The sequence below is a fragment of the Neorhizobium sp. PAMB6630 genome, assembly GCF_058242775.1.
Genome location: NZ_CM177836.1, coordinates 2,223,810 through 2,243,409 on the forward strand (window position 1 = coordinate 2,223,810; position 19,600 = coordinate 2,243,409).

Below are 19,600 nucleotides of genomic sequence, written 5' to 3' on the forward strand. Positions count from 1 at the left end.
CTGGACCAATGTCGCGCCAGTATATATCGATTGCGGCGACAATTACCCAACATGCAGGCGAAAGAAAGGAAAACTATGTCGGAACTAGCAAGCGGCATGCCAGCCCCGGATTTTACCCTCCCCCGCGATGGCGGCGGTGAAATCACGCTGTCGACCCTGTCGGGCAAACCGGTGGTTCTCTACTTTTACCCCAAGGACGACACCAGCGGCTGCACCACCGAGGCGCTGCAATTCACGGCCCTTTCCGCCGAGTTCGAAAAACTGGGCGCCACCGTGATCGGTGTATCCCCTGATTCGGCGGCCAAGCACGACAAGTTCGTGAAGAAGCATAATCTGACGGTGGCGCTCGTGGCCGACGAGGAACAGGTGGCGGCCAATGCCTATGGCGTCTGGAAGCAGAAGAGCATGTACGGCAAGAGCTATATGGGCATCGAGCGATCCACCTTCCTCATCGCAGCCGATGGCACGATCGCCCGCGTCTGGTCGAAGGTAAAGGTCGAGGGCCATGCGCAGGAAGTGCTTGAAGCGGTGAAGGCCTTGTGACAAGGACGGGGCCATGACAGAGGCCCCGCTCCCACAAGAAGACACCCCAAAAATCCCGCTGCCGCCGGTATCGTCGCTGCGTGCCGGCGCCATCCTTGCCATTTCGTCGGCCGATCTCGACGTGAAAACGGAACTGGCGCAGCAGACGGCCACCCGCTGGTTCGAGCGGCGCCTGTCGCTCCGCTCCCCACTCGATCCACCGCTTGCCGACCGCCCCGGCCGCCCGGCAAAGCCGGAGTTGGTGCCGCCGAAGCTGGTCGAAAAGCGGTCGCTGCACACGGTCAAGGGCCGCATCGCAATCCTCCATGCCATTGCCCATATCGAGCTGAATGCCGTGGATCTCGCGCTCGATATCGTTGCCCGCTACGCAACAGAGCCGGTGCCGAATTCCTTTTTCGATGGCTGGATGCAGGTGGCGTTCGAGGAGGCCAAACATTTTCGCATGGTGCGCAAGCGGCTGAACGATCTCGGCGCCGATTATGGCGACATGCCCGCCCATGACGGCCTATGGCAGGCTGCCCATTCCACCCGCAATGATTTGACCGCACGCCTTGCCGTGGTGCCGCTGATCCTTGAGGCCCGCGGGCTTGACGTAACGCCCTCGCTGCAGGCCAAGATGCGCGAGACCGGCGACCATGAAACGGCCGCCGTGCTGGACGTCATCTACACCGACGAGAAAGGCCATGTCGCCATCGGCGCCAAGTGGTTCCGCTTCCTTTGCGCGCGTGAACGCAAGGATCCGGCAGCCACGTTCCGGAATCTCGTGCGGGCCAATTTCCGCGGCGCGCTGAAGCCGCCGTTCAACGATCTCGCCCGCGCCGAAGCCGGCCTCACACCCTCCTTCTACCGGGCACTGACGGCCACCAGCAACGCCTGATACACACCACGTAACGCTTCGTTAACCTTAACAGGTTCTAATCTTCTAAAGAGAAGGCCCTTAAGGATTGGCTGGGAGACGAACGTGGCGAAGGCTGGCGACAACAGCGTCTTTGGCAGGAAAGCCACAAGACCCGTTCTCATCCTGGCATCCGGCAACACCGTGCGTCATGTCACCCTTCGCCCCTGGATGGTCGCGGGCGGCGTAACGCTGTTTGGCGTTCTCTCCATCGCCTATCTCGCCGCCACCACCTATCTCGTCTTCCGCGACGACCTGATCGGCGCCTCGATGGCAAGGCAGGCACGCATCCAGCACGACTATGAGGGTCGCATTTCAACGCTGCGCGCCGAGATCGACCGGATCACGTCACGTCAGCTGATCGACCGCAAACTGGTGGAAGACAAGGTGGAGCTGCTTCTCGAACAGCAGGAAACGCTTTTTTCCAGGCATGGAAAGCTTGGCAACCTTGTTCAACGCGCCGAAGCCTCAGGCCTCCCCCCTCTCAACGGACACGAGCTTGCCAGTGACGAGCCGCTTGCCGAGACAGGTCTCGCCCAGGCCTACCAGCCGCATAACACGAGCGAAAATCCGGCGGGCAGAAACCGGGCGCTGAAAGCCATCGAGCGGCTGATCATGCCGGAAACCACGCCGGCGGCGGGGCCGAACGGCGCCCCGGCCACGCTCGGCTTCGTGCCTCTTCGCGACCAACCCCTGCCCGGCGAAGGTGTGGCGGAACGGGCAAGCCGCGCAGTTTCCAAAGTCACGCGGTCGCTGAAGACCATTGAGCAGGAACAACTGGCGCGCATCCGCGGTCTCACCGAAAACGCCGAGGAGACGGCAGACGCAATGGCGGCCATCATGCGGCGCACCGGAGTTTCGCTCCAGCCGTCGTCGGCAGAGGCGCCCGCGGACGGCACGCAGACTGTGGCACCGGCCGGCGGGTCAACGGGCGGCATTGGCGGTCCCTTTGTGGAGCCTGCGGTAACCGACCCCTTCGACAACCAGCTTGACCAATTGGACACCGCCCTGACGCGGCTTGAAACCGTTCGCCAGACAGCCATCGCCCTCCCCTATGGCAACCCCGCCCCCGGACACGAGATCACCAGCCGTTTCGGCAATCGCATCGACCCGTTTCTCGGCCGGCTTGCGCTGCATGCGGGCGTCGACTTCCAGGCAGAAACCGGGACCGACGTGTATGCAACCGGTGCCGGCCGGGTGATCACCGCCGGTTACAACAGCGGTTACGGCAACATGGTGGAGATCGACCACGGCCACGGCATCACCACCCGCTACGGCCACCTTTCGCGCATTCTCGTCTCCGAAGGCGACATGGTGGCAAGTGGAGACGCGATCGCAAGGGCCGGTTCGACCGGGCGCTCCACCGGCCCGCACGTACATTACGAGGTGCGCCGTGATGGCGAGGCGACAGACCCCGTTCACTTCCTCAACGCGGGGATGAAGCTGACGACCTACTTGAAATGAGCTGAACGTGTTCCAGTTTGATCTTTATTGCGGGCGGATTTACCAATCCGGCCGCTTACAGCGCTGTTTTCTTGACTTTAGGCCATATTGCGCCTATGTCGCGCCCATCGTCGGACGCCAAGCGGTTCCGACTCACAGCGTTCTTCATGAACCGGAACGGAAATAGTTTTTTCTTTGACCACATTTGCTGATCTTGGCCTGAGCCAGAAAGTCCTTTCTGCCGTCACTGACGCGGGTTACACGATACCCACGCCGATCCAGGCTGGCGCCATTCCGCCTGCCCTGCAGCGTCGCGACATCTGCGGCATCGCGCAGACCGGGACAGGCAAAACGGCATCCTTCGTGCTGCCGATGCTGACACTCCTCGAAAAGGGCCGAGCGCGGGCACGCATGCCGCGCACGCTCATTCTTGAGCCGACGCGCGAACTGGCAGCCCAGGTTGCAGAAAACTTTGAAAAATACGGCAAGAACCACAAGCTGAACGTGGCTCTTCTCATCGGCGGTGTCTCCTTCGAGGAGCAGAACCGCAAGCTGGAGCGCGGCGCAGACGTTCTGATCTGCACCCCCGGCCGGTTGCTCGACCATTGCGAGCGCGGCAAGCTTCTGATGACCGGCGTTGAAATTCTTGTCATCGACGAAGCCGACCGCATGCTCGACATGGGCTTCATCCCGGATATCGAACGCATCGCCAAGATGATCCCGTTCACCCGCCAGACCCTGTTCTTCTCGGCCACCATGCCGCCGGAAATCCAGAAGCTGGCCGATCGTTTCCTGCAGAACCCGGAGCGTATCGAGGTGGCAAAGCCCTCCTCGACGGCTCTCACCGTCACGCAGCGTCTCGTTGCCTCGCACAACAAGGATTACGAGAAGCGCGCCATCCTGCGCGATCTCATCCGTGCGCAGGACGACCTGAAGAACGCCATCATCTTCTGCAATCGCAAGAAGGATGTGGCGGATCTGTTCCGCTCGCTCGAACGCCACGGTTTTTCCGTCGGTGCCCTCCATGGCGATATGGACCAGCGTTCGCGCACCGATATGCTGGCTGGCTTCAAGGCCAATGCGATTACCCTTCTGGTGGCCTCCGATGTTGCAGCCCGCGGCCTCGACATTCCAGACGTCAGCCACGTGTTCAATTTCGACGTGCCGATCCATGCGGAAGACTATGTCCACCGTATCGGCCGCACCGGTCGCGCCGGCCGTTCTGGCCGCGCCTTCACGCTGGTGACCAAGACGGACACAAAATTTCTCGATGCCATCGAAAAGCTGATCGGCAACAAAATCGAATGGCAGGACGGCGACATCTCGGCACTTCCCGCGCCGATGGAAAGCCAGGACAGCGACCGCCCCCGCTCCAAGGGCCGTGATCGCGACAAGGACCGGGGCCGCGGACGTCGTTCCGCAGTTCCGAAGGCGGAGGTCCGCCAGCCGGAAACTCCGGCCCTCATCGAAGAAGCGACCACGATCATCGAAGCAAGGACGGATAGCGTGAATACTGAGCAGCAGCCCAAGGCGGACAATCGCAAGCCCCAGCACGGTGCCCGCAATGCGGTGCGCCAGCAGAGCCCCGCCAATGATGACCAGCGCGAACGCCGCCAGCGTCATCACCGCGACCACGATGACGGCCCGACGCCTGTTGGCTTCGGCGACGACATTCCCGCATTCATGCTGATCGTTGCCGGCGCCAAGGGCTGAAAAGCCGATGTCGCCAAGGCCGGGATCTGATTTTCCAGGTGTTGGGGCGGGTCTTCTGATCCGCCGCGACGATGGGCGTATCCTTCTCTACAAGCGTGTCAAAGCGCCAGAGGCCGGCTTCTGGAACATCGTCGGCGGCAAGATTGACCATATGGAACACTCGGCCGACGCGGCACGCCGCGAGGCCGAGGAGGAAACAGGCCTTTCCATCGGTCCCGTCGATTTCCTCTGCGTCAGCGAACAGTGCATCGAGGCCGACCGCCAGCACTGGCTGTCAATGATCTACGTAACCTCCGACTTTTCCGGCGAAGCGCAACTGACCGAGCCCGACAAGCTCTCGGCCATGGGCTGGTTTGCGCCCGACGACCTGCCGCAGCCGCTGTCGGCATTTGCGCGCGACGCACTGAAACATCTCTAAAATCGGACGGGCGGTCATAACGCCGATTGCGTCCCGGCGAACATGAGCGTCGCCGGGCGCCTCTCCGATGCGTCCCTCCGATAAGAGGCCACCTGAAAAAATCAGAGCAACAGCAGGCCGGCCGACAGGGTTGCAATCGAGACCGCAACACAGACGATGACGCGTTGGCCTGCGAGCAGGAAAGCTACAAATCCCAGCCCCAGCGCTGCAAGCCGCAGCCAGAGCGGCGAGCCGGCAAGCGTACCGGTTGGGAAAACGACGAGTTTTGCCGTCACCGCCATCACAAGTGCTGTAGCAACCGCCCTCACCCAGTGCAATGCTTCAGAATCCTCATCCAGTCGGTTGCCGACGAGGACGCCGAGCCAGCGCCAGAGATCGGTTGCAAGCCAGCCGGCGACGATAATGACAAGATAAGTCCACCACCAGGTTTCGCTGTTCATGGTCCCTCCTCCAGCCGAGTCTCGCGCAAGCCCGCGCGGCGCGGGCGCACGAAAAAGCGGTCGATGAGATAGGCGACGGTTCCGCCGCCGACGCCCGCATAGAGAATATCGAATTCCGGCTCGATCAGCGCCATCGCCGGCCCCATCACCACACCGATGACGAAGGCAAGTTTCACCACCGAATGGCGCGCCGAAGCCCAGATCGAGGCAAAGAAATAAACCGGCGTCAGCATGAACAGGCAGCCGGCGACGACAGGCGGAAACTGCGCCACGATGCCGTAGCAGACCCCGACGATGACGGCGTTCACCAGCGTCAGCGTGATGGCAAAACCGGCGAAATAGGCGGTGCGCTTGTCTCGCGGCACAGCGTTCAGATGCTGGATGGCAAACACCCAGGAGGTGATCGCGACGAAATGCGACAGGAAGAGCAGAAGCCATGTCGGGCTCTTCTCGTTCTTCATATCAGGCATGATCGAGGCAACCATCGGCATCATACGGATGGAGGAGAGCGTGACGGCAAGAAAACTTGCCGCCAGCGGCGCGCCACCGGCCATGGTGCCGATGAGGATCATCTTGGCCGGCAGCGCCCAGACCGACAGCGTCATGAACACCGCCTGGCTGCGCGTGATACCCGATTCCAGCGCAAAGGCACTGAAGCCGACAAAGGATGTCATGAGGATGAGCGCCGGCAGCGAGGTAATGCCGCGCATGCCGGTAAAAAACCAGGAGACGCTGGAGCGCACGTCAGGATCGGAAGGAGGCATCGAATTGTCCGGTATGGCCGTTCGCAACCGACCGGCACGCAGAAAAGGCAATGCCGGGGCTTTTTGAAGCCCCGGCACAGAATTGTCAGATCGGATCGATCATTTCGTCTTCGGCACCCGCGGAACGGTCGAGCCCTTGCGCGGCTTTTCCTTCTCCTCGGTCAGCACGTCCGCCTCGGCCTCGGACCGGGCCTTTGCGGCCTTGCCCTTGGACGACGGTGACTTCGGCTCAGCCTTTGCCTTGCCAGGTTTTGCCTTGGCCGTCGTACCGTCCTCTTCGACGGCTTCCACTTCGGCTTCCGGCTTGGGCTTCACGGGTGCTGCCTCGGCAATCGATTCGAGGATCAACCCGTTGGTCCCGTCAGGCTTCGTTCCCACCGTCACCTTGACAACGCCACCCTTGCGCAGCGCGCCGAACAGGATCTCGTTGGCGAGCGGCTTCTTGATGTGCTCCTGGATGACGCGCGACAGCGGGCGCGCGCCCATACGCTCGTCATAACCCTTCTCGGCAAGCCAGGCGATGGCATCCTGGTGCAGGTCGAAGGTCACGTTGCGTTCCGAAAGCTGGCTTTCCAGCTGCATGACGAACTTCTGCACGACCTGATGGATAACGTCGGTCGGCAGCGGCGCAAACGGGATCGTTGCATCGAGACGATTGCGGAATTCCGGCGTGAACAGGCGGTTCAACGCCTCCTCGTCTTCGCCGGTGCGCTTGGAAGAGCCAAAGCCGATGGCAGCCTTTGCCATTTCCGATGCGCCCGCATTCGTCGTCATGATCAGGATGACGTTGCGGAAGTCGATCTTCTTGCCGTTGTGGTCGGTGAGCGAGCCATGGTCCATCACCTGCAACAGGATGTTGTAGATATCCGGATGCGCCTTTTCGATTTCATCGAGCAGCACGACCGAGTGCGGATGCTGGTCGACGCCATCGGTCAAGAGACCGCCCTGGTCGAAACCGACATAACCGGGAGGTGCGCCGAGCAGCCGCGATACCGTGTGCCGCTCCATATATTCCGACATGTCAAAACGCAGAAGCTCGACGCCGAGCGACGAGGCGAGCTGCTTTGCCACTTCCGTCTTGCCCACACCCGTCGGGCCTGAGAACACGTAGGAGCCGATCGGCTTGTTGGGCTCGCGAAGACCGGCACGCGCCAGCTTGATCGCTGTCGATAGCGCCTCGATGGCGGCATCCTGCCCGTAGACGACCGAACGAAGTTCCTTTTCAAGGTTTGCCAGCACGGCCTCATCGTCCTTGGAGACGGTTTTCGCCGGAATGCGCGCCATCGTGGCGATGGTGACCTCGATTTCCTTTTCGGTGATCAGCTTGCGACGCTTGGAGGCCGGCAGCAGCATCTGCGCCGCACCGGTCTCGTCGATCACGTCGATCGCCTTGTCCGGCAGCTTGCGGTCGGAAATGTAACGCGACGACAGTTCCACCGCGGCCTTGATGGCCTCGTTGGTATAGCGCAGCTTGTGATATTCCTCGAAATACGGCTTCAGGCCCTTCATGATCTCGATGGCATCATCGATGGAGGGTTCGTTGACGTCGATCTTCTGGAAACGACGCACGAGTGCCCGGTCCTTTTCGAAGAACTGGCGGTATTCCTTGTAGGTGGTGGACCCGATGCAGCGGATGGCGCCCGAAGACAGCGCCGGCTTCAGCAGGTTCGACGCATCCATGGCGCCCCCCGACGTCGCACCGGCACCGATCACCGTATGGATCTCGTCGATGAAGAGAACGGCGCCCGGAAACTCTTCCAGTTCCTTCACCACCTGCTTCAGACGTTCCTCGAAGTCACCGCGATAACGGGTGCCGGCGAGCAGCGTGCCCATGTCGAGCGAGAAGATGGTGGCATCCGCCAGCGCTTCCGGCACCTTGCCTTCGACAATGCGCTTGGCAAGGCCTTCCGCGATGGCCGTCTTGCCGACGCCGGGATCGCCCACATAAAGCGGGTTGTTCTTTGAGCGGCGGCACAGCACCTGAATGGTGCGGTTCACCTCCTGATGACGACCGATCAGCGGGTCGATCCGGCCATTGACGGCCTTTTCGTTCAGATTGACGCAATAGGCCTTCAGCGCATCCTGAGGCTTCTTGGCAGAACTTTCTTCCTGCTCGCGACCGGGCTTTGCATCCGCATCACTGTCTTCGGCACCACGCGGCGGGCGCACCTGGGAGGCGCCCGGACGCTTGCCGATGCCGTGGCTGATGTAATTGACCGCATCATAGCGGGTCATCTCCTGCTCCTGCAGGAAATAGGCCGCATGGCTTTCGCGTTCGGCAAAGATCGCAACGAGCACATTCGCCCCGGTCACTTCTTCGCGACCGGAGGATTGCACGTGGATAACGGCGCGCTGGATGACGCGTTGGAAGCCGGAGGTCGGCTTGGAATCCTCGTCATACCCCGTGATGAGGTTAGCGAGTTCGTTATCGACGTAATCGGAGACTGTTTTCTTCAGGACGTCGAGATTGACATTGCAGGCTCCCATAACGGCAGCGGCATCGGCATCGTCGATCAAAGCCAGGAGCAGGTGTTCCAGGGTGGCATATTCGTGGTGCCGCTCATTGGCGAAGGTCAGTGCCTGATGCAGCGCCTTTTCGAGACTAGGCGAAAATGTTGGCACGTCGGTTCCTCACTTCTTTTCCATGACACATTGCAGCGGGTGCTGGTGCTGGCGGGCAAAATCCATGACCTGGCTCACCTTGGTCTCAGCGACCTCGTACGTAAAGACCCCGCATTCGCCGACACCGTGATTGTGAACGTGCAGCATGATACGGGTGGCCGCTTCGCGGTCCTTCTGGAAAAAACGCTCCAGAATGTGAATGACGAAGTCCATCGGTGTGTAATCGTCGTTCAGCAGAAGCACGCGGTAGAGATTGGGCTTTTTCGTCTTGGCCTTGGTCCGCGTTATGACCGAGGTGCCGCGATTGCCGCTATCTCCCTGTCCGTCCTTCTCGTCTTGCATGTAGATCGGCAATGCGATCATCTTTCTATCATTCCCCAACAGTCCGGCAGCTCGTCCGAACGAACAGCCGGAGCCGGACATCAGATGCACTTATCTAGTTCGTCGAAGCGCGATTTTAAGCCCCTCTCGCCATCGCGCAATCACTATTCCTCGGGAACATGCCGATCAGGGTCGAAATAAGCTGCATTGGAATGGATGCACGAATCAAAAACCGGTCGCGCCAGAAACGCAACCGGTTCTTTTGGTTTCCATGAAAGCCTGGATCGGATCCGTTATCCGGATCAGGCGGCGTTGGACACCACCACCGCCGTTGCCCGCGCTGCCGGCAGCTCGTAGGGCTTGTAGGCATTCTTGGCCAGATCGGTGTACATGCCGCCGATCTTGGTCGCTTCCGCGACGAAAGCCTCGTAAGCGGTCTTGGCAAACTTGGTCTGCAACTCATACGCGGTCTCGATGCTGCGCACAGCCATCAGCTGCTCCATGAAGCTGGTCAGCTCCTGCATCGACTTCTTGGAATAATCGCCCGTTTCCGACGCAATGGCCTGAAAGCCCTTCGTCACCTCGGCATAGTTTTTCAGCAGCCCGTCGACTGCTTCCTTGTTCTTCCGGCTGGCTTCATCGAGATTGAACATTTCCGCCTCCTATGGGTGCATTCCCACTTGCTTATGGAATGATCCCGCAGTGCAAAAGTCAAGAGTGGAATCGTGCCGCAGCTGCGAAGAAATGCGCGAGGACCAAATGCCGCGGCACCGGTTTGCGCATCCGCAAAAATGATGGCCAAAACCCATGAAAAACGGCGGGCCGCAAGGCGCCCGCCGTTTTCGAAATCGTGATCCGGACCGCACTATTTTCTTTCCGGAGAAAGCGTCGCGAGGATCGCTAGGGCAACTGACCGATCAGAGATCGACGTCGAGGATTGCCATCGAGAAGTTGTAGGACCGCTCATCGTCCTCATCATCGACATAGACAACGCCGAGGAACTCGTCACCGGCATAGACCTCTGCCGAATCATCCTTGCGGGGGCGTGCCCGGACGCTCATCGTGGGGTTGAATACCCGCTTGAAATAGGCATCGAGCTTCTTGATTTCATCGGCTTTCACTGGTGTCTCTCCGTCAGTGTTCTCGTTGCGGGGCTTTTGGCATGGGACAAAGGCGAAAGTAAAGAACGTCCGCCCATGATCCTTTGCCTGTCCGCGCGCACGTGGTTTCGAGCGCCCGGCAAAGCCGCCGGTGCAAGCGACATAGACGCCTGCGACCGCCGATCAACCCCTCGGCAGGCAAACCCTCTGGAAACCGTGATCAGTCTTCCGAACGCAGGATCTGGTCCATCAGGCGCGAGGGTTCCGAACACCCCGCCTCTCCCACCACTTTCGCCGGCACGCCGGCGACTGTGGTTTTCGGCGGCACCGGCTTTAAAACGACGGAACCGGCCGCCACGCGCGAGCAATGGCCGATCTCGATATTGCCCAGGATTTTTGCACCCGCGCCGATCAGCACGCCGTTTGCGATCTTCGGATGGCGGTCCGCGCCTTCCTTGCCGGTCCCGCCGAGCGTGACGCCATGCAGGATCGACACATTGTCGCCGATAACTGCCGTCTCGCCGACCACGAAGCCGGTGGCATGATCAAGGAAAATGCCCTTGCCGATGCGGGCCGCCGGATTGATGTCCGTCTGGAAGACGCTGGAGGCACGGCTTTGCAGATACATGGCAAAATCGCGCCGCTCACGCTTCATCAGCCAATGCGCCAGACGGTGTGTCTGGATGGCGTGAAAGCCCTTGAAATAGAGGACCGGCTCCAAAAAGCGCAGGCAGGCGGGGTCGCGGTCGTAATAGGCCTGGATGTCGACGCGCAGGATCGCGCCCCATTCCGGCCAGTCATCCAGCATTTCTTCAAACGTCTGGCGCAGAAGCACCGCCTGAAGGTCCGGATGATCGAGCCGTTCGCAGATCCGGTGGATTACGCTGTCCTCCAGCGAACGGTGGTTGAGCACCGTCGAATAGAGGAAAGCCGCCAGCAGCGGATCGCGCTCGGCACTGGCCTGCGCCTCGTGCCGCAACGTATCCCAGATCGGATCGACCGAGGCGATCGGCTCCTTGGGGCGAATTTCAGTGCGTGCCGACATGGCAGTATCCTCGTTTGCGCAGAGGCCAGTATATAGAACATTCTTTGCCTAACACCAATGCCGGCGAAACGTTCGCGCCTTGGTCAGCCGCCGGCAATTTCGCGGTAAAAGTCGAGAACTGCTGCCTTCAGCACCCGGTCGCCAACGGCCAGCATGTGATCGCGGTTGGGGATGTCGAGCGCGCGGGCGTTTGGCATCAGCGCTGCCAGTTCCTGCGGGGACCCTGCAATATCGTCCTTGGTCCCAACGCCGATCAACGTCGGAACCGTGATTTTTGCGATATCCTCGCGCGAGACGAGATCGCGTGATCCGCGAATACAGGCGGCCAGCGCCTCGCGGTCGCTCTTCGTCTGGTCGGCAAAGGTCCGGAACATTTTGCCACGCGCATGCGTGATCTCGTCCGGCGATGCGGCCAAAAGCGCATCGGCAATCGGATCCCAGTCGCCGACGCCATCGGTCATGCCGATGCCGAGGCCGCCGAGCACCAGCGAGCGGACGCGCTCCGGATGGGCAAGCGTTGCAAAGGTCGAGATGCGCGCGCCCATCGAATAACCCATGAAATGCGCCTGATCGATGCCGAGATGATCGAGCAGCGCAATCGCATCGCCCGCCATGACCCAGGGGCGATAGGCTTCCGGATCACGCGGCTTGTCACTTGCGCCATGGCCGCGATTGTCGATTGCAATCACCCGGTAACCGGCATCGGCGAGCGTCTTCAGCCATCCGGGATAAACCCAGTTGACGCTGGCGGTGGAGGCAAAGCCGTGGATCAGCAACACCGGCTCGCCGGAGGGATTGCCCTCGTCGAAATAGGCAAGCTGCAGATCCTGATGGGTAAATTTCTGAAATTCGGGAGCATTGAGGTTCATGAGGCAGGCTTCCTTTCGCGGGCGCGACCATAAGCCATGTGGCGGCCGGCCTGAACAGGCAAGGCGACAAAATCCCGCCTGTGGGCGATGTTTCCCCCTACACTTTCACGGCATGCCTCTGTAATGTCGGTTGAGATTGCAAGCATTGGAGTTCAAACATGGCCGGTCACGGTATTCCCCATTTCCAGAACGACGGTGGACATCGCCTCATCGAGGTTGGCGTGAAGGAATTCATGTGCACCGGGGCCAACGTTCCCTTCGACCATCCGCACATCTATATCGACATGGGCGACGACAACGAAAAAGTCTGCTCCTATTGCTCGACGCTTTATCGCTACAATCCGGCGCTGAAGGCCGAAGAGACCATTCCGGCCGGCTGCACCTTCCACGTCAAAGCTGCCTGAACCGAAACGCCATGGCGATCACACATGCAGCCATTGTCGGCGCCGGAATGGCCGGCCTGACGACGGCGCTGGCGCTTGCCGCACGCGGTATCCGCTCTGACATCATCGAGCAGGCACCGCATCTGGCCGAAGTGGGTGCGGGCCTTCAGATATCTCCCAATGCCAGCCGCATCCTGGCGCGGCTCGGCGTTCTCTCAGATCTAGAGGCGGTCTGGACGGAGCCGGAGCGCATCGCGATCTCCTCGGGCAAATCGCTGCACCAGCTGTCGCATGTGCCGGTCGGCCGGTTTGCGCGTGAGCGCTGGCGCGCACCGTACGGCGTCATGCACCGGGCGACCTTGCAGCATGTGCTGCAGGCAGCCGTGGAAAACAACCCGCTTTGCCGCCTGCATCTGGGTCAGCGGATCGGCCAGGATTGCCGCACCTCGATCAAAAGCATGATCGGCAGCACGCCAGATGTCATCATCGGCGCCGATGGCGTGTGGTCGAGCATACGCGATGAAATCGAGAATGCGCCGGAGCCGGATTTTTCGCGCAATGTCGCATGGCGCTGCACCGTTCCCGCAGAAAAGGCGCCGTCTTTCCTGATGCCGCAGGCGGTGACGGCCTATGTCGGGCCCTCGTGCCATCTGGTCTGTTATCCGCTGCGCGAAGCCGGCGGCTTTAATGTCGTGGCCATCGCAAGCGGCGTCAGCCCCGGTGAAACCTGGGAAGTGCATGCCAGCATGGAGCAGAAGCGCATGCTGCTGCGCCAGTTCAAGGGCTGGCACCCCGAGATCCTGTCACTGCTGACGGGTATGGAATCGGGAAAATTCTGGCCGCTCTATCAGGTGAGCGACGGGCGCTGGCAGAACGGCCGCGATATCGTGCTGGTTGGCGATGCCGCCCATGCGATGATGCCGTTTGCAGCCCAGGGTGCGGCCATGGCCATCGAGGATGGCTGGGAGCTTGCGGCACGGCTTGCCGCAACACCCGCCCTTGGCGATGCGCTGTCCAGCTACGAAACATCGCGCAAGGCCCGAATCGCGCGGGTGCGAAACCGCGGCGCGTTCAACCGTTTTGCCTATCACGTGCGCGGGCCGCTGCGTGTCGGCCGCGACCTCGTTCTTGCCCTGCGTCCGCCGCAAGCGCTCGCGGCGGATCTCGACTGGCTCTATGGTTATGAGGCCGGCGTCTGATCAGACGGCGGCAGCGGCTGCAAATCCCGCTTCCAGATCCTTCTGAAGATCGACAACATCCTCCAGCCCGATCTGCAGGCGGATAACCGGCCCCTCGGTCGGCGCCTTGGCGATGGTGCGGTCGCCGAGATTGACCTTCACCGCGAGGCTCTCGTAACCACCCCAGGAATAGCCGAGCCCGAAGATCGACAGCGCATCCAGGAAGGCATGGGCCTTCGCACGAAAATGCTCCGGCCCATCCGCCTTCAGAACGAAGGAAAAGACGCCGCTCGATCCCTTGAAATCGCGCTTCCACAGCGCGTGGCCGGGAAAGCTTTCGAGCGCCGGATGCAGCACGCGGGCAACGTCGTTGCGGGCCTCAAGCCAGCGCGCAATCTCAAGCGCGCTCTTTTGATGATGTGCCAGCCGCACGCCCATGGTGCGCAGGCCGCGCAGGATCTGGTAGGCGTCGTCAGGCGCGCCGCAGATGCCCAGCGTAATCGTGGCCTCATGCAGGCGCGGCCAATGTTTTTCATTGGCGGAAACCGATCCCATCACGATGTCGGAATGGCCGGACGGATATTTCGTCGTTGCATGGATCGACACATCGGCGCCAAAATCCAGCGCACGGAAATAAAGCGGCGTTGCCCAGGTGTTGTCGATCGTCACCACGCAATCATGCCGGTGGGCCGCGTCGGAAATGGCCCTGATATCCTGCATCTCCATGGTATTGGAGCCCGGCGCTTCCGTGTGGACGAGCCGCGTGTTGGGGCGAATGAGAGATTCGATGCCTGAACCGATTGCCGGATCGTAATATTCGATCTCCACACCCATGCGCGTCAGCATCGTATCGCAGAAATGCCGGCACGGCGCGTAGACCGAATCAACGATCAGCGCGTGGTCGCCACTCGAGAGATAGGCGAGGAACGGCACGCTGATGGCGGCAAGCCCTGAGGGCACCAGAACGGTGCCGGCCGAGCCTTCCAGCGCATTTAACGCATCGCACAAGGCATCGGTCGTCGGCGTCCCCCGCGTGCCATAGGTATATTTCTGGTCACGGCTTTCCATGGTCTTGCAGTCGGGAAAAAGCACCGTTGAGCCGTGGACCACCGGCGGGTTGACGAAGCCATGATAACTCATGGGATCATGGCCGAGATGAGCAAGGCGCGTGTTATCACCGGCGCCGGTGAGGTAGGTCTCTTTGTTTTTCATGGGAAACTGCGGCTTTCGTATTGACGACCGCCGAAGTTTTGAAGGCAGAGGGGACGCCGGTCAAGCCCGGCAGACAGCGGCGCTTGCTACCTATGCGCTACAACCGGAGCCGCTGTCGCTCGTTTAAGCATAGGCTGCATAAAATCTGACACCCTGCCTAATATATCATCTACCCACGGCAATTTGTCGGATTTGAGGCGCTAATTTAAAGTGCAAGACTTGACCCCTGCACATATTTCCGACTGTGATACAGGCAGCTCGTCTCGGGAGGCCTTGCGGGCGGCCTTTCGTTGCTGATCCCCGGATCGGCGGCAAGGCTTTGGGTCTATCAAAAACAAGAGATAAAGGTTGGGAAAAATGAAAAAGACGATTCTGTCAGCTGCGATTGGCGCGGCAGTCCTTGGCGCCGCCTCGGCTGCTTCCGCTGCCACGCTTGCCGACGTCAAGGCCAAGGGTTTCGTTCAGTGCGTTGTGAACACCGGTCTTGCCGGCTTTGCTTCGCCGGACGCATCCGGTAACTGGACCGGTTTCGACGTCGACTACTGCAAGGCCGTCGCTTCGGCAATCTTTGCCGACGCCACCAAGGTCAAGTACACGCCGACGACGGGCCAGACCCGTTTCCCGGCGCTGCAGTCGGGTGAAGGCGACGTTCTGTTCCGCAACACCACCTGGACGATCAGCCGCGACACAGCGCTTGGCCTGAACTTCCGCACCGTCAACTATTATGACGGCCAGGGCTTCATGGTTCCGAAGAGCCTCAACGTCAAGTCGGCGCTTGAACTGTCGGGCGCTGCCGTCTGCGTCCAGTCCGGCACCACGACCGAACTGAACCTTGCCGACTACTTCAAGGCCAACAACCTGCAGTATAACCCGGTCGTCTTCGAAAAGTTCGAAGAAGTGAACGCCGCTTACGCCGCTGGCCGTTGCGACGTCTACACCACCGACCAGTCGGGCCTCTATGCCGTTCGCCTTGGCCAGACGAACCCGGATGATCACGTCGTTCTGCCGGAAATCATCTCCAAGGAGCCGCTTGGACCGGCCGTTCGCCAGGGCGACGACCAGTGGTTCGATATCGTCTCGTGGACCCATTACGCGATGATCCAGGCAGAAGAATTCGGCATCACGCAGGCCAATGTCGACGAGATCCGCAAGTCCACCACCAACCCTGACGTCAAGCGTTTCCTCGGCGTTGAAAAGGACTCCAAGATCGGCACCGATCTCGGCCTGACCAACGACTGGGCCTACAACATCATCAAGGGCGTCGGCAATTACGGCGAAGTCTTTGAACGCAACATCGGCAAGGGTTCGCCCCTCAAGATCGAACGTGGCCTGAACGCCCTGTGGTCCAAGGGTGGCCTGCAGTACGCACCGCCGGTCCGTTGATCGCATCCTGATACCCGGCGGGGCGGCACTGCCGCCTCGCCTCTATACCCTTAGCATAATTAGAAAATAACGGCCTTAAGGCCTTGCGGGGAAATTGGCACGCATGACAGACCACGCCATCAATGCGCCCACGCGCGGACGCACCCTCCGATCCCTGGTCTACGATCCCAAGGTTCGAAGCCTCTTCTTCCAGATCGTCACAGTCGTCATCACGGCTTTCTTCATCATCGAAATCTACCATAACGTCACGACCAACCTGGCGCAGTCCAACACGGCTTCCGGCTACGCCTTTCTCGGCAGCCGCGCCGGCTTCGATATCGGCCAGTCACTGATCGCCTATTCGAGCGATTCGACCTATGGCCGCGCCATTATCGTCGGCCTGTTGAACACATTGCTGATTGCCGCGTGCGGCATCGTGACGGCGACCATTATCGGCTTCATCGTCGGGCTCGGGCGCCTGTCGAAGAATTGGCTGATTGCAAAGCTCTGCACCGTTTATGTGGAAGTCTTCCGCAACATTCCGCCGCTCCTCGTCATTTTTTTCTGGTATTCCGGCGTTCTGTCGACACTGCCGCAACCGCGTGACGCCATTCAGGCACCGTTCAACATCTTCCTCAGCAATCGCGGCCTCACCTTCCCGAAGCCGATCTGGGGTGAAGGCTCGGGCCTGATGGTCATTGGTTTTGTCGCCGCCGTGCTTCTGTCGATTGCCGTTTCGCAATGGGCCAAACGGCGCCAGATGGCCACCGGCCAGCAGTTTCCCAGCGGCTGGACAGCCCTTGGACTGATCATCGGCCTGCCGCTCATCGGTTTCCTTGCCGCCGGTTCGCCGCTGACTTTCGATATTCCTGTCGAAGGCCGCTTCAACCTGTCGGGCGGCGCCGTCATTGCACCGGAATTTGTGGCGCTTTATCTCGCCCTCTCCTTCTATACCGCGGCCTTCATTGCGGAAATCATCCGTGCCGGCATCGGCGGTGTTGCCAAAGGCCAGTCGGAAGCGTCTGCAGCCCTTGGTCTCCAGCCCTCGCAGGCGACGCGACTGGTCGTTGTGCCACAGGCCATGCGCATCATCATTCCACCGCTGACCAGTCAGTATCTCAACCTCACGAAGAACTCGTCGCTTGGTATCGCAATCGGTTTTCCGGACCTCGTTTCAACCGGCGGCACGACGCTGAACCAGACGGGACAGGCTGTGGAAGTGGTTGCCATCTGGCTCGTCGTCTACTTGACGATCAGCATCACGACCTCGCTCTTCATGAACTGGTTTAATGCCAAAATGGCCCTGGTGGAGCGGTAAACCATGGAAACACGCAATCTTTCCTACGTCCGCGACAGCATGCTGCCGCCTGAACCGGCCCCCGACAATTCCAGAAGTTCGGCCGCCTGGATCCGCACCAATCTTCTGGCTACGCCAAAGGACGTGGTGTTCACGCTGGTTGCGATCGCATTGCTCGCCTATGCGCTGCCGGGCATCATCAACTGGCTGTTCATCCAGGCAAGCTGGGTCGGCTCCGACCGTTCGGTCTGCGCCACTGTGGTCCAGGGCGGCCTCCAGCCGAACGGCTGGAGCGGCGCCTGCTGGGCTTTCGTCGAGGACCGCTTTGCCCAGTTTGTCTTCGGGCGTTATCCGCTCGACCAGCGCTGGCGTGTGTTGCTGACGCTTGGGCTGTTCATCGCGCTTCTGGCACCGATGCTCATTCCGAAGGCGCCGAAGAAGGGCCTGAACGCTCTCCTTCTCTTCGTCGTTTTCCCGGTCGTTGCCTTCTTTCTCTTGAGCGGCGGCTTCGGGCTGTCGCATGTGGAAACGCCGCTCTGGGGCGGGTTGATGGTCACCCTCATCCTGTCCTTCGTCGGCATCGCCGTGTCGCTGCCGCTCGGCATTCTGCTGGCGCTCGGACGCCGGTCAAAAATGCCTGTCATCAAGACGATCTGCGTCGTCTTCATCGAAGTCATCCGTGGCGTTCCGCTGATCACGGTTCTCTTCATGGCAAACGTCATGTTGCCGCTCTTCCTGCCGACCGGCTGGACGATCGACAATTTTCTACGCGCGCTTGTTGGTGTGGCCCTGTTTGCCTCGGCCTATATGGCGGAAGTCATCCGCGGTGGCCTGCAGGCCATTCCGAAGGGCCAGACCGAAGGGTCCGAATCGCTCGGCCTCAGTTATTGGCAGACGACGCGGCTGATCATCCTGCCGCAGGCGATCAAGCTGGTCATTCCCGGCATCGTCAACACCTTCATCGGCCTCTTCAAGGATACGTCGCTCGTTTCGATCATCGGGATGTTCGACCTGCTCGGCATCGTACAGCTGAACTTCCGCGATCCGAGCTGGATCAGCCCCGTCGTACCTTTGACCGGCCTGATCTTTGCAGGGTTCATGTTCTGGGTCTTCTGCTTCGGAATGTCGCGTTATTCCGCCTTTATGGAACGGCATCTCGACACCGGGCACAAACGATAAAATGGGGAAAAACATGGCAAACGCCGCACCCGCCGCAAAACCGGCTTCCAAGACCGACATCGCTGTTGAAATCACCGCCATGAACAAGTGGTACGGGGATTTTCACGTCCTGCGTGACATCAACCTCAAAGTGAAAAACGGCGAGCGTATCGTCATTGCCGGGCCCTCGGGCTCGGGCAAATCGACGATGATCCGCTGCATCAACCGGCTGGAGGAACACCAGTCCGGCCAGATCGTCGTTGACGGCATCGAACTGACCAACGACCTGAAGAAGATCGATGAAGTGCGCCGCGAAGTCGGCATGGTGTTCCAGCACTTCAACCTCTTCCCGCATCTGACGATCCTGGAAAACTGCACGCTCGCCCCGATCTGGGTGCGCAAGATGCCGAAGAAGGAAGCCGAAGAGGTTGCGATGCATTACCTGAAGCGGGTCAAGATCCCCGAACAGGCCAACAAGTATCCGGGCCAGCTCTCCGGTGGCCAGCAGCAGCGCGTGGCAATTGCCCGCTCGCTCTGCATGAAGCCCAAGATCATGCTGTTCGACGAACCGACCTCGGCGCTCGATCCGGAAATGGTCAAGGAAGTGCTTGATACGATGGTCAGCCTTGCCGAAGAAGGCATGACCATGCTGTGCGTGACCCATGAAATGGGTTTTGCCCGCCAGGTTGCCGACCGGGTGATCTTCATGGACCAGGGCCAGATCGTGGAACAGAACGCGCCGGCGGAATTTTTCGACAATCCGCAACACGAGCGCACAAGACTGTTCCTCAGCCAGATCCTGCACTGATTTTTCCAATCGGCAGGCGAGACGAACAC

20 protein-coding genes are annotated in these 19,600 nt (G+C 60.5%); 11 read left to right on the forward strand and 9 right to left on the reverse strand.

The window, feature by feature from the left end:
- The first annotated feature begins 75 nt into the window (after positions 1 to 75).
- From bcp to AC4CWF_RS10515, 5 genes are all read left to right on the forward strand, one after another.
- The gene (bcp, locus tag AC4CWF_RS10495) at positions 76 to 543 is read left to right on the forward strand and encodes a thioredoxin-dependent thiol peroxidase (protein WP_491281630.1); all 468 of its coding nucleotides are present in this window, start codon (positions 76 to 78) and stop codon (positions 541 to 543) included.
- Positions 544 to 556: 13 nt separating this feature from the next.
- Entirely contained in the window at positions 557 to 1,420 is an 864-nt protein-coding gene (locus tag AC4CWF_RS10500) for a ferritin-like domain-containing protein (protein WP_491281631.1), read from the forward strand.
- An 84-nt stretch (positions 1,421 to 1,504) separates the two neighbouring features.
- On the forward strand, positions 1,505 to 2,902 hold the full coding sequence (locus tag AC4CWF_RS10505; protein ID WP_491281632.1) for a M23 family metallopeptidase: 1,398 nt from the start codon (positions 1,505 to 1,507) through the stop codon (positions 2,900 to 2,902).
- Between the two features lie 174 nt (positions 2,903 to 3,076).
- Positions 3,077 to 4,594, forward strand: a complete 1,518-nt coding sequence (locus tag AC4CWF_RS10510; protein WP_491281633.1) for a DEAD/DEAH box helicase — start codon at positions 3,077 to 3,079, stop codon at positions 4,592 to 4,594.
- Positions 4,595 to 4,601: 7 nt separating this feature from the next.
- Positions 4,602 to 5,012 carry an NUDIX domain-containing protein gene (locus tag AC4CWF_RS10515; RefSeq protein WP_491281634.1) on the forward strand — a complete coding sequence of 137 codons (411 nt, stop codon included), beginning with the start codon at positions 4,602 to 4,604 and terminating at the stop codon, positions 5,010 to 5,012.
- Positions 5,013 to 5,113: 101 nt separating this feature from the next.
- On the opposite strand, the gene AC4CWF_RS10520 is transcribed toward AC4CWF_RS10515, so the two are convergent.
- The 8 genes from AC4CWF_RS10520 to AC4CWF_RS10555 all read right to left on the reverse strand — a co-directional run bounded on the left by AC4CWF_RS10520 (position 5,114) and on the right by AC4CWF_RS10555 (position 12,173).
- Positions 5,114 to 5,452 carry an AzlD domain-containing protein gene (locus AC4CWF_RS10520; RefSeq protein WP_491281635.1) on the reverse strand — a complete coding sequence of 113 codons (339 nt, stop codon included), beginning with the start codon at positions 5,450 to 5,452 and terminating at the stop codon, positions 5,114 to 5,116.
- Positions 5,449 to 6,216: an AzlC family ABC transporter permease gene (locus AC4CWF_RS10525; RefSeq protein ID WP_491281636.1), complete on the reverse strand. Its 768-nt coding sequence runs from the start codon at positions 6,214 to 6,216 to the stop codon at positions 5,449 to 5,451. The genes AC4CWF_RS10520 and AC4CWF_RS10525 overlap by 4 nt, the downstream gene beginning before the upstream one ends.
- 99 nt (positions 6,217 to 6,315) lie before the next feature.
- Positions 6,316 to 8,838 (reverse strand): ATP-dependent Clp protease ATP-binding subunit ClpA, encoded by a 2,523-nt coding sequence (gene clpA, locus AC4CWF_RS10530; RefSeq protein WP_491281637.1) that lies wholly within the window; start codon positions 8,836 to 8,838, stop codon positions 6,316 to 6,318.
- Positions 8,839 to 8,847: 9 nt separating this feature from the next.
- A complete protein-coding gene (clpS, locus tag AC4CWF_RS10535; RefSeq protein WP_491281638.1) occupies positions 8,848 to 9,201 on the reverse strand; it encodes an ATP-dependent Clp protease adapter ClpS in 354 nt (117 codons plus the stop codon).
- A 260-nt stretch (positions 9,202 to 9,461) separates the two neighbouring features.
- On the reverse strand, positions 9,462 to 9,812 hold the full coding sequence (locus AC4CWF_RS10540; RefSeq protein ID WP_491281639.1) for a phasin family protein: 351 nt from the start codon (positions 9,810 to 9,812) through the stop codon (positions 9,462 to 9,464).
- A 264-nt stretch (positions 9,813 to 10,076) separates the two neighbouring features.
- The gene (locus AC4CWF_RS10545) at positions 10,077 to 10,280 is read right to left on the reverse strand and encodes a DUF3126 family protein (protein WP_210105165.1); all 204 of its coding nucleotides are present in this window, start codon (positions 10,278 to 10,280) and stop codon (positions 10,077 to 10,079) included.
- Between the two features lie 199 nt (positions 10,281 to 10,479).
- Complete coding sequence (cysE, locus tag AC4CWF_RS10550) at positions 10,480 to 11,304, reverse strand: serine O-acetyltransferase (RefSeq protein WP_491281640.1); 825 nt, start codon at positions 11,302 to 11,304, stop codon at positions 10,480 to 10,482.
- 83 nt (positions 11,305 to 11,387) lie between these two features.
- Positions 11,388 to 12,173 carry an alpha/beta fold hydrolase gene (locus AC4CWF_RS10555; protein WP_491281641.1) on the reverse strand — a complete coding sequence of 262 codons (786 nt, stop codon included), beginning with the start codon at positions 12,171 to 12,173 and terminating at the stop codon, positions 11,388 to 11,390.
- Between the two features lie 158 nt (positions 12,174 to 12,331).
- Here AC4CWF_RS10555 and AC4CWF_RS10560 point away from each other — a divergent pair, with 158 nt between their 5' ends.
- Both AC4CWF_RS10560 and AC4CWF_RS10565 read left to right on the forward strand, forming a co-directional pair.
- Entirely contained in the window at positions 12,332 to 12,577 is a 246-nt protein-coding gene (locus tag AC4CWF_RS10560; RefSeq protein WP_491281642.1) for a zinc-finger domain-containing protein, read from the forward strand.
- 11 nt (positions 12,578 to 12,588) lie between these two features.
- Complete coding sequence (locus AC4CWF_RS10565) at positions 12,589 to 13,755, forward strand: FAD-dependent monooxygenase (protein ID WP_491281643.1); 1,167 nt, start codon at positions 12,589 to 12,591, stop codon at positions 13,753 to 13,755.
- Here AC4CWF_RS10565 and AC4CWF_RS10570 read toward each other — a convergent pair whose 3' ends face one another.
- Positions 13,756 to 14,946 (reverse strand): cystathionine beta-lyase, encoded by a 1,191-nt coding sequence (locus AC4CWF_RS10570; RefSeq protein WP_491281644.1) that lies wholly within the window; start codon positions 14,944 to 14,946, stop codon positions 13,756 to 13,758.
- A 357-nt stretch (positions 14,947 to 15,303) separates the two neighbouring features.
- Here AC4CWF_RS10570 and AC4CWF_RS10575 point away from each other — a divergent pair, with 357 nt between their 5' ends.
- The 4 genes from AC4CWF_RS10575 (at position 15,304) to AC4CWF_RS10590 (ending at position 19,571) form a co-directional block, all read left to right on the forward strand.
- Entirely contained in the window at positions 15,304 to 16,329 is a 1,026-nt protein-coding gene (locus AC4CWF_RS10575) for an amino acid ABC transporter substrate-binding protein (RefSeq protein ID WP_491281645.1), read from the forward strand.
- 103 nt (positions 16,330 to 16,432) lie between these two features.
- Positions 16,433 to 17,626: an amino acid ABC transporter permease gene (locus AC4CWF_RS10580; protein WP_491281646.1), complete on the forward strand. Its 1,194-nt coding sequence runs from the start codon at positions 16,433 to 16,435 to the stop codon at positions 17,624 to 17,626.
- Positions 17,627 to 17,629: 3 nt separating this feature from the next.
- Positions 17,630 to 18,784: an amino acid ABC transporter permease gene (locus tag AC4CWF_RS10585; RefSeq protein WP_491281647.1), complete on the forward strand. Its 1,155-nt coding sequence runs from the start codon at positions 17,630 to 17,632 to the stop codon at positions 18,782 to 18,784.
- 13 nt (positions 18,785 to 18,797) lie between these two features.
- A complete protein-coding gene (locus AC4CWF_RS10590) occupies positions 18,798 to 19,571 on the forward strand; it encodes an amino acid ABC transporter ATP-binding protein (RefSeq protein WP_491281648.1) in 774 nt (257 codons plus the stop codon).
- Positions 19,572 to 19,600 lie beyond the last annotated feature (29 nt).

What these genes read in the sequence shown, in the direction of transcription:
- AC4CWF_RS10585 (WP_491281647.1), top strand. Translation starts at nt 17,630, where the DNA reads ATGGAAACACGCAATCTTTCCTACGTCCGCGACAGCATGCTGCCGCCT.
- clpS (WP_491281638.1), bottom strand. Translation starts at nt 9,201, where the DNA reads ATGATCGCATTGCCGATCTACATGCAAGACGAGAAGGACGGACAGGGA.
- AC4CWF_RS10580 (WP_491281646.1), top strand. Translation starts at nt 16,433, where the DNA reads ATGACAGACCACGCCATCAATGCGCCCACGCGCGGACGCACCCTCCGA.
- AC4CWF_RS10565 (WP_491281643.1), top strand. Translation starts at nt 12,589, where the DNA reads ATGGCGATCACACATGCAGCCATTGTCGGCGCCGGAATGGCCGGCCTG.
- AC4CWF_RS10575 (WP_491281645.1), top strand. Translation starts at nt 15,304, where the DNA reads ATGAAAAAGACGATTCTGTCAGCTGCGATTGGCGCGGCAGTCCTTGGC.
- AC4CWF_RS10515 (WP_491281634.1), top strand. Translation starts at nt 4,602, where the DNA reads ATGTCGCCAAGGCCGGGATCTGATTTTCCAGGTGTTGGGGCGGGTCTT.
- AC4CWF_RS10540 (WP_491281639.1), bottom strand. Translation starts at nt 9,812, where the DNA reads ATGTTCAATCTCGATGAAGCCAGCCGGAAGAACAAGGAAGCAGTCGAC.
- AC4CWF_RS10590 (WP_491281648.1), top strand. Translation starts at nt 18,798, where the DNA reads ATGGCAAACGCCGCACCCGCCGCAAAACCGGCTTCCAAGACCGACATC.
- AC4CWF_RS10520 (WP_491281635.1), bottom strand. Translation starts at nt 5,452, where the DNA reads ATGAACAGCGAAACCTGGTGGTGGACTTATCTTGTCATTATCGTCGCC.
- AC4CWF_RS10555 (WP_491281641.1), bottom strand. Translation starts at nt 12,173, where the DNA reads ATGAACCTCAATGCTCCCGAATTTCAGAAATTTACCCATCAGGATCTG.
- bcp (WP_491281630.1), top strand. Translation starts at nt 76, where the DNA reads ATGTCGGAACTAGCAAGCGGCATGCCAGCCCCGGATTTTACCCTCCCC.
- AC4CWF_RS10525 (WP_491281636.1), bottom strand. Translation starts at nt 6,216, where the DNA reads ATGCCTCCTTCCGATCCTGACGTGCGCTCCAGCGTCTCCTGGTTTTTT.
- cysE (WP_491281640.1), bottom strand. Translation starts at nt 11,304, where the DNA reads ATGTCGGCACGCACTGAAATTCGCCCCAAGGAGCCGATCGCCTCGGTC.
- AC4CWF_RS10570 (WP_491281644.1), bottom strand. Translation starts at nt 14,946, where the DNA reads ATGAAAAACAAAGAGACCTACCTCACCGGCGCCGGTGATAACACGCGC.
- AC4CWF_RS10500 (WP_491281631.1), top strand. Translation starts at nt 557, where the DNA reads ATGACAGAGGCCCCGCTCCCACAAGAAGACACCCCAAAAATCCCGCTG.
- AC4CWF_RS10560 (WP_491281642.1), top strand. Translation starts at nt 12,332, where the DNA reads ATGGCCGGTCACGGTATTCCCCATTTCCAGAACGACGGTGGACATCGC.